The organism is Paraburkholderia sp. C35 (assembly GCF_003121405.1).
Lineage (GTDB): Bacteria > Pseudomonadota > Gammaproteobacteria > Burkholderiales > Burkholderiaceae > Paraburkholderia.
The window spans coordinates 22,668-32,537 of the sequence record NZ_QBUY01000070.1; the positions used below are offsets into that span (position 1 = coordinate 22,668).

Consider the following 9,870-nt stretch of genomic DNA (forward strand, 5'->3'; position numbering starts at 1 on the left):
CCCATGCATCTGCTGCGCACGGTCCCGGGCGGTTTTGTCGACGATACGCAGGGCGTGATCCGTATCGATCAGAAGCCCGCCGACATCGTGATCCTCAGTTCCGCCGACACGACGCTGTCGCTGCTCGCGAGCGTCGTGCCGCGGTTGGGCGAAGGCTTTCCGAGCGTGCGGCTCGCGAATGTCACGTATCTGCGGCAGCCTGCATCGGTGGACTTCTATATTGACGACGTGTTGCAGCACGCGCGCGTCGTGGTCGTCGATCATCTGGGCGGCGAGGCGTACTGGCCGTATGGGATCGAACAGGTCGTCGAGCTCGCGCAGCGCAAAGGCCAGACGCTCGCGATGTTTTCCGGCGATCTGCAGGAAGACCCGAATCTGCTCGCGCGCAGCACCGCCGACGCAGATCTGTGTCATCAGTTGTGGCGCTATCTGCGCGAAGGCGGCGCGCATAACGCCGAGTCGTTCATGCGCTGTATCGCGTGGCGCGCGCTTGGCTGGGGCAAGGAGCCGGCGCCGCCCAGCCCGTTGCCCGCTGCCGCGCTGTATCACCCCGCGCGCGATCTCGCGACGATAGATGACTGGCAGGCGCGCTGGAAACCGGGCGCGCCTGTTGTTGCGATCCTGTTTTACAAGGCGCATTTGCAGGCCGCCAACACGGCGGTGTTCGACGCACTGATCGACGCGCTCGAAGCGCGTGGGATGAATCCGCTGCCCGTCGCCATCACTTCGTTGAAAGACGCGATCAGCCGCGATGTCGTGCAGCAACTTGCCGCGCAGCACAACATCGCGCTGGTGCTGAATACGACGGCGTTCGCGGCGTCCGCAATCGACGATCTCGAACCGCTCGCGCTGGCAGGCGACGCGCCCGTGATGCAGGTGATCCTGAGCGGCGGCAATCGCGAAGACTGGCTCAAGGACAATCACGGCCTCAATTCACGCGACATCGCGATGCATGTCGCGCTGCCTGAAGTGGATGGCCGCATCATCACGCGCGCGATCAGTTTCAAGGGGCTTGCGTATCGCTGTCCGCATACGGAAGTGGATGTGGTGCGTTACCAGCCGGATCACGAGCGCATTGCTTTTCTTGCAGAGTTGAGCGAGCGCTGGTGCCGGCTGCGCATCAAGCCGAACACTGACAAGAAGCTCGCGCTGATCCTCGCGAACTATCCGATGAGCGAAGGGCGCATCGGCAATGGCGTCGGACTCGATACACCTGCGTCCGTCGTGAACATTCTCACGATGCTGCGCGACGAAGGCTATCGCGTCGAAGACGTTCCCGCGAATGGCGACGCGTTGATGGACACGCTGACGCAAGGTGTGACCAATGATCCCGTGGTGCGTGACCTGCGGCCTGCGCTGCAAAGCCTCGCATTGAGCGATTACATGGCGCACTTCGCGCGCTTGCCGCAGCCGATGCGTGATGCGCTCAACGCGAAGTGGGGCGCGCCTGAGCATGATCCGACTGTGCGCCGCGGGCGCTTCATGATCGCGGGCTGGCGCTGCGGGCAAGTGTTTATCGGCATCCAGCCGCCGCGCTCGCGAGAACAGAACGATTACGCGAGCTATCACGACGCGGAACTCGTGCCGCCGCATGCGTATCTCGCGTTCTATTTCTGGCTGCGCCATCACTTCAATATCGATGCCGTCGTGCATGTCGGCAAGCACGGCAACCTGGAATGGCTGCCGGGCAAGAGCGTGGCGTTGAGCGATGTGTGCTGGCCCGACGCGATTCTCGGGCCGTTGCCGCATCTGTATCCGTTCATCGTCAATGATCCGGGCGAGGGCAGTCAGGCCAAACGCCGCACGCAGGCCGTGATCGTCGATCATCTGATGCCGCCGCTCACGCGCGCAGAAAACTACGGGCCGTTGCAGGATCTCGAACGGCAGGTTGACGAATACTACGACGCGTTGATGGTCGATCCGCGTCGCGCGAAACTGTTGCGCAAGACGATTCTCGACACGATTGTCACGCATCGGTTGCATGAAGAGTTGAGCCTCGCAGCGCCTTCGAATCTCGATGCAGAAGATGAACTGCTGACGCGCGTCGATGCATGGCTGTGCGAGTTGAAAGAAGCGCAGATCCGCGATGGCTTGCACACGTTCGGGCAGTCGCCGGAAGGCGTGCAGCGGCGCGATACGCTGCTGGCGCTCGGACGGTTTCCGATTGGCGATGGTCAGGGCGCGAAGGCGGGCCTGATCGATGCGTTGGCGCGCGATCTTCAGGTCGATCATCTGTTCGATCCGCTTTCGGCGGACTGGTCTGCCGAGTGGAATGGTCCGCGCCCTTCCATCCTGCAACAGGTCAGCGATGCGCCGTGGCGTCACAACGGCGATACGCGCGAGCGACTTGAATTGCTCGCGGCATCGTTGCTCGATGACATGTGCGGCATGCTGTCGGCGAGTGCGATTGACGTTGCGCACGAACTGCCGCAAGCATCGCGTGTGGTCGAACGTCTGCGCGACGATGTTTTGCCGCGTCTCGACGCGTGCGGTCCGCATGAACTGATGCATCTGAAGCGCGGACTCGAAGGACGTTTCGTGCCGCCGGGTCCGAGCGGATCGCCGTCACGCGGACGCCCTGACGTGTTGCCGACTGGCCGCAACTTCTATTCCGTCGATACGCGTGCCATTCCGACGCAGGCGGCGTGGTCGCTCGGCTTGAAGTCCGCGCAGACGCTGATCGAGCGGCATCTGCAGGAGCATGGCGATTATCCTCGCGCGATCGGCCTTTCTGTGTGGGGCACGGCAACGATGCGCACCGGCGGCGACGATATCGCGCAAGCGTTGGCACTGCTGGGCGTGCGGCCGAAGTGGGCGCCCGGCAGTCATCGCGTGACGGACTTCGAGATCATGCCGATTGCGGCGTTCGACCGTCCGCGTATCGACGTGACTTTGCGTGTGTCGGGATTCTTTCGCGATGCGTTCGCAAACGTGATGCATCTGTTCGATGCCGCCGTGCAGGCCGTCGCCGAACTCGACGAGCCTGAAGACGTCAATCCGATTCGCGCCCGTGTGCTGCGGGAGCGCGACGCGTGGATCGCGCGCGGCGTCGCACCCGATGAAGCGCGCAGACGGGCGGGCTTTCGTGTGTTCAGCGCGCGTCCAGGTTCGTATGGCGCGGGCTTGCAGCAGATGATCGACACGCGTCAATGGGACACCGACGCCGATCTCGCGAATGCGTATCTGTCGTGGGGCGGTTATGCGTACACGCAGAAAAGCGCGGGCGAAGAAGCGCGGCACGCATTCGGCACGCGTCTCGCCGCGATGGATGTCGTATTGCAGAACCAGGACAATCGCGAGCACGACGTGCTCGATTCGAACGACTACTACCAGTTTCAGGGCGGCATGACGGCAGCCGTGCGGCATCTCGCGGGCGCGCAGCCGCATGTGTATCACGCCGATCACAGCAACCCCGATACGCCTCGCGTGCGCACGCTGCATGAAGAGATTGCGCGTGTGATCCGTTCGCGTGTCGTGAATCCGAAGTGGCTCGATGGTGTGAAGCGGCACGGTTACAAGGGCGCGGCAGAAATCGCGGCGACGGTCGACTATCTGTACGGCTACGATGCGACCGCGCGCGTGGTCGCCGATCATCAATATGCGCTCGTCACCGACGCGTATCTGAACGACGCCGATACGCGCGAGTTCATGCGCAAGCACAATCCGCATGCGTTGCATGGTGTCTGCGAGCGGTTGCTCGAAGCGATGCAGCGCGGGCTCTGGCAGCAACCCGGCGACTATCGCGCGCAGGTCGAGCAGCATCTGCTGGATAGCGAACAGCATATCGAAGGATCACGATCATGAGCCAGGCTCACGCGCCGCGTGCCGTATTTCCGTTTTCTGCGTTGATCGGTCAGGCGCCGTTGCAGCAGGCGCTGTTGTTGGCGGCTGTCGATCCTGGCATCGGCGGCGTGCTGGTTAGCGGGCCGCGCGGGACGGCTAAATCGACGGCAGCGCGTGCGCTTGCTGAACTGTTGCCCGAAGGGCAGTTCGTGACGCTGCCTTTGGGCGCAAGCGAGGATCGCCTGATCGGTACGCTCGATATCGAATCGGCGTTGCGCGATGCGTCGGTGCGGTTTTCGCCGGGATTGCTGGCGAAGGCGCATCGCGGCGTGCTGTATGTCGATGAAGTGAATCTGCTGCCCGATGCACTCGTGGATGCACTGCTCGATGTCGCTGCGAGCGGCGTGAATACGGTTGAGCGCGATGGCGTTTCTCACACGCACGATGCGAGTTTCGTGCTGATCGGCACGATGAATCCGGAAGAGGGCGAGTTGCGTCCTCAACTGACGGATCGCTTTGGCCTGATGGTCCAACTGGAGAACTGTTTCGAGCCACAAACGCGTCAGGCGATCGTGAAAGCGCGGCTGGCTTTCGATCTGGATGCCGCTGCGTTTCGTGCTTCTCATGCGGCGCGCCAGGATGCACACGTCGCGCAGATTCGCGACGCTCGTGCGGCATTGGCGCATTTGTCGTTCGACGATTCCGTGCATGCTCGGGTCAGCGAGTTGTGCATTGCTGCCGGTGTGGACGGCTTGCGCGCCGATCTGGTGATGCTGCGCGCGGCCCGTGCGCTTGCCGCGCTTGAACAAGCCGGTGCGGTGAGTGTCGAGCATGTTGATCGTGTCGCGGAATCGGTGTTGTTGCATCGGCGCCGACATGATGAAAGCGCGGCTCACGCTCCTCACGATGCGCGGCAATCGCCGCAGTCTCCTCAAGACCCTGCTTCAACCGATAGCGCAACTGCTTCGGCTGAAAGCGATTACGGTTATCTCCCACCTGAGCCTGTTGGTATGTCGCGTGTCGCGGGCATCAAGGGCGTCATTCCTCTCGACTCAAAAAAACGCTGAGCCATCGGAAGGGCGCAGCCGCTCGCTTGATGCGCAGCGGTTTTCGGTGGCGACAAGGCGCGGGCAATGCGGCGCGTGACGGTTCGTCCGGCGCGCGCCGCATCGCATGGCCGTGCACGCTCATGGCGAAGCGCAATACGCCTTTGCTGCCTGAACATCTGCGATTTGTGCATGAAGAGGCCCGCGGTGGCGTGCTGCATTGTTTCGTGCTCGATTGCTCGGGATCGATGCTGGCCGGGAAAAGGCTTGCGCTCGCCAAAGGCATGCTGGTTGCGCTGTTCGACCGCGCGCGGATCGAGCGTCATGAAGTGGCGCTCGTCTGTTTTGGTGGCGAACGTTCGGACGTGCGTGTTGGTCCCGCTGTGCCGCGCGGATGGAATGAGCGCTGGGTTACGCCCATCGGTGGTGGTGGTGGCTCACCGCTGACGCATGGTGTGGAGACAGCTTCCCGACTACTAGGTCTTGCCGCGCGGCGCAGACCTGAGCAGCAACGCTGGTTGTGGATTCTTTCCGACGGACGTACGCGTGCTTCGACTGGGCGCCCTGCGGCGGTCGATCACGTCGTGCTGGACGATTTCGAACAAGGGAAGAACCGATTCGGCCTGTTGCGACAACTCGCGATCGAGTGGGGCGGCGCTTATTTTCCCTGTGAAACATTGATCGATAAGTAGAAGATAAATTACCGACGCCTCTCCGGCGTGCTGCGTCCATAGTTTTCCCCTGCCTCTTTGCCACCTCGGTTTTCATCCGCATTCCGTGTTCACCGTGGTGTCCTCGTCTTTCTATCCTCCAATCAGACTATTTTCAGTCTGAACAAATTGTTTCGATTTCTAAAGCACCGCGATGGTGGCGTCTTGCATCGAATTCAGATGCTGTGACGTAGGAAAGTTTCGAAATATTGAGGTGTAGTTTCGCAATCGGACTCGTCCTATTCGACATCTTCGAATACTTCCATATCTTGCGTGAGCCAGGTGTGGTTGCTATTTGATCGTCCCGCGTGTTTATCAAGATTGTATGGCGTGGCTCGATTGCGAGTGTCTGAATAGTGCCGAAGCGGGCGGTTATGTGCGCTGTCAATAAGGCCAGATCGATCAGATAGCAAAGTGCGGAATGTGGGGTTGATTGAAAACGCAACTGATTCATATATATAGGATAACGAATGAATAAGACTTATCGGTCAGTCTGGAATGAATCGACTGGTACCTATGTAGCGGCGCAGGAAACGGCTCGTGCGCGCGGCAAGAAAGCAGGCGGAAAGGCGGCACTGGCAACTGCCGTTGTCGCGGCGGGAGCGGGCTTCAGCGTCTTCTCCGGCAGTGCGTTCGCACAGTCCAGCCCGTACAGCTATGGTGGCGTAGAAGTATGTGGTCCCGTGTCCGGTAAGTCGTTGGGCATTAGCAACAGCGGCAATGATATAGCGTGTACCACCTCGAACGATATGAGGTTCTCGCTAACCAACGCTGGGGATCCAAATACCGGGGGGAATGGTACGCCGTACGCCACTGCACGTGTTACGGGCTATGGGAGTGGTCTCCTAGAATTGAAGGGTAATGCCGGTATCAGCATTCTGAATACCGTCACAATGAACAACAACAAGATCACTAACCTGGCCGCGGGCACGATCTCCGCCTCTAGCCAGGATGCGGTGAACGGCTCGCAGATTTATGGGCTGCAGGCGCAGGTCAACAATATGTCGGCCGGTGGTTCCAGTACCAAGTACTTCCACGCGAACTCGACGCAGGCGGACTCGGTGGTAGCGGGTACGGAGTCGGTGGCGATCGGCGGTGCCGCGAGCGCAGCGACGGCGAACTCGGTCGCGCTGGGCTCGAACTCGGTAGCGAATTCGGCGACGCTGGGCACGGCGGGCTTCGCGCCGGTTGGCGGCACGTCGATATCGGCTTCGACGGCAGCAGGCGGTGAAGTATCGGTTGGCGCCGCAGGCAAGGAACGTCGCATCACGAACGTTGCCGCAGGCTATGCGGCAACGGATGCGGTGAACCTGAGCCAGTTGATGGCCGAAGACGCAAAGGTCAACGGTGTCTCGAACAACGTTGTTAACCTGAGCAACACCGTCAATAACATCAGCGGCAGCATCACGAGCATCAACAACCAGGTGACGAATATCGTCAATGGTGGTGGCATCAAGTACTTCCATGCCAACTCGACCCTGGCTGATTCGACGGCATCGGGTGCGAACGCGGTGGCGATCGGCGGTGCTGCGATGGCGACGGCCTCGAACTCGGTAGCATTGGGTTCGAACGCAACGACGACGGCGAACCTGTCGACGACGGCATTCAATCCAGGCAATGGCACGCTGTCGGGTGCGACGGCATCGGGTGAAGTGTCGGTGGGCAATGCGAGCCTGAATCGTCGCCTCACCAACGTGGCAGCCGGTTCGGCGGCGACGGACGCAGTGAACGTGAGCCAGTTGCAATCGGAAGACGCAAAGGTCAACGCGGATGGCACAGCGACGGCGGCGGCACTGGGTGGCGGCGCAAGCTACGACCCGACGACGGGCAACATGAGTGCACCGACGTACATCGCTGGCGGCACCACGTATAACAACGTGGCTGGCGCGATCACGAACCTCGATGGCCGTGTGACGAACATCAACAACCAGGTGACGAATATTGTCCACGGTGGTGGCATCAAGTATTTCCATGCCAACTCGACCCTGGCTGATTCGACGGCATCGGGTGCGAACGCGGTGGCGATCGGCGGTGCCGCAATGGCAACGGCGTCGAACTCGGTAGCATTGGGTTCGAATGCAACGACCACGGCGAACCTGTCGGCGACGGCATTCAATCCGGGCAATGGCACGCTGTCGGGTGCGACGGCATCGGGCGAAGTGTCGGTGGGCAATGCGAGCCTGAATCGTCGCCTCACGAACGTGGCAGCCGGTTCGGCCGCAACGGACGCGGTGAACGTGAGCCAGTTGATGGCAGAGGATGCAAAGGTCAATAACGTTAGCAATAACGTCAATTACCTTAACAACATCGTCAACAACATCGCGAACGGCGGCGCGAACATGAAGTACTTCCAGGTGAATTCCTCCCTGGCGGCTGCATCGGCAAATGGCACGGATAGCGTAGCAGCGGGTCCGGCAGCGACGGCGAGCGCAAGCAACGCAGTGGCGCTGGGTGCGAACTCGATGGCTGATCGCGCGAACACGGTGTCGGTGGGTTCTTCTACCTTGCAACGTCAGATCGTGAACGTGGCGGCGGGCCAGCAAGCCAACGATGCCGTCAACGTCTCGCAGCTTTCGGGCGTGACGGCGGCGCTGGGTGCGGGTGCATCGGTGGCGGCAGACGGTTCCATCGTGAAGCCGGCATACGTTCTGTCGAATCAGACGTACTCGAATGTGGGTGATGCGCTGAGCAACATCTACAGCGGCATGGGCAATCTGCAGGAGGGCATCAAGTACATCCGGTTCGGTGCAACCGATGCTACGACCGCGCAGGCTTCCGGTACGGATGCAGTTGCAATCGGCGGTGGTGCGTTTGCGAGCAACGCGGGTGCGCTGGCGATCGGAGCCGCTGCGCGTGCAACGTATTCGAATTCGGTGGCCATCGGGTATGGTTCCGTCGCGTCGGGTGCGAACACGTTTGCAGTGGGCGGTCTGGCGGCATCACAGATGCGTCGCATCGTCAACGTTGCTGACGGTATCAACGATACCGATGCCGCAACCGTGGGCCAGGTGAATTCGGATATTCAGACGGCGATCAGCAATCTGAACCTGAGTTCGTCGCGTTCCCAGTCCACCTTGCTGACGTCGGCGGTGCGCTCGTCGGGTCTGCTGGGTGCGACATCGTCGTTGACACCTGACCAGCTGATCGTCTCGGGTCCGACGGATAAGGGTAATTCCATCGAGGCCACCGGTACGGATGCGATCGCCATCGGTCTGGCCACGGCTGCCGACGCGAACAACGCAGTGGCAGTGGGCGGCAACGCTCGCGTCGCGTCCGAAGCGGCGGTGGGTATCGGGCAGAACGTACAGGCCTACGGCACCAACGCCGTGGCGATGGGTTCGAATGCCGGCGCTACAGGTATCAACGCGATCGTGATCGGCAACAATGCCGCCGGTGCAACGGCCAACGACGCGCTCGCCATTGGCAATAATGCTCAGGCAGTCGAGCAGGGTACTGTGGCAATCGGCAAGAACGTCATGGCCTCGGGCACGAACAGCGTTGCGCTGGGTTACGCAAGTAATGACGGTGGTCTGACGAACGTCGTCTCGGTGGGCAGCAGCAAGCTGCAACGTCGCATCATCAACGTTGCCGCAGGTCTGCAACCCACCGACGCGGTCAACGTTTCGCAGCTCACAGGCGTGACGACGGCACTTGGCGGCGGCGCATCCGTCAACCCGACCACGGGCGCAATCGTCGCTCCGGCCTATACGCTGGCGGGCAGCACGTACGTCAACGTAGCGGCAGCGCTGACCTCGCTGGATACGCGTATCGCTTCGGGTGGTGACGCGCTCGCAGTGGACTACGATTCGTCCACGAAGGACTCGATCTCGCTGAAGGGCGCAAAGGGCACGAAGATCACCAACCTGGCAGCAGGCGCGGTGAACGCATCGAGCCTCGACGCGGTGAACGGCGCGCAGCTGTACAACGTGGCGGCATCGACGGCTAACGTGATCGGTGGCGGCTCGACGGTGAAGACCGACGGTACGATCAGCAACCCGACGTTCAACGTGGGTGGCTCGACGGTGACGAACGTTGCTAGTGCGATCACGAACCTCGACAACCGCGTGACGGCGAACACGACCGATATCACGAACCTGCAGACGCAGATCAACAATGGCGGTATCGGTCTGGTGACGCAGGATGCAACGAGCAAGAACATTCTCGTTGCATCCAAGACGGACGGTTCGATCGTCGATTTCACGGGTACGAAGGGTGCACGTGTTCTGACGGGCGTAGCCGCAGGCCAGGTGAACGCATCGAGCCTCGACGCGGTGAACGGCGCGCAGCTGTACAACGTGGCGGCATCGACGGCTAACGTGATCGGTGGCGGT

General features: G+C 61.3%; 3 protein-coding genes and 1 pseudogene. All 4 read left to right on the forward strand.

Features of this window, described 5'->3' with window-relative positions; all coding sequences use genetic code 11:
• Positions 1–3: 3 nt before the first annotated feature.
• Positions 4–3,804 carry a cobaltochelatase subunit CobN gene (cobN, locus tag DK391_RS30215; protein ID WP_109481672.1) on the forward strand — a complete coding sequence of 1,267 codons (3,801 nt, stop codon included), beginning with the start codon at positions 4–6 and terminating at the stop codon, positions 3,802–3,804.
• A complete protein-coding gene (locus DK391_RS30220) occupies positions 3,801–4,850 on the forward strand; it encodes an ATP-binding protein (protein WP_109481673.1) in 1,050 nt (349 codons plus the stop codon). Before cobN ends, DK391_RS30220 begins: the two co-directional genes overlap by 4 nt.
• Positions 4,851–4,879: 29 nt before the next feature.
• Entirely contained in the window at positions 4,880–5,521 is a 642-nt protein-coding gene (locus DK391_RS30225; RefSeq protein WP_109481674.1) for a VWA domain-containing protein, read from the forward strand.
• 911 nt (positions 5,522–6,432) lie between these two features.
• A pseudogene (locus DK391_RS30230) lies at positions 6,433–9,870 on the forward strand (hypothetical protein); the annotation flags it as partial.

Bases quoted from the DNA above. Each gene is read 5' to 3' on its own strand.
- cobN (WP_109481672.1), top strand. From the start codon at position 4: ATGCATCTGCTGCGCACGGTCCCGGGCGGTTTTGTCGACGATACGCAG.
- DK391_RS30225 (WP_109481674.1), top strand. From the start codon at position 4,880: ATGCGCAGCGGTTTTCGGTGGCGACAAGGCGCGGGCAATGCGGCGCGT.
- DK391_RS30220 (WP_109481673.1), top strand. From the start codon at position 3,801: ATGAGCCAGGCTCACGCGCCGCGTGCCGTATTTCCGTTTTCTGCGTTG.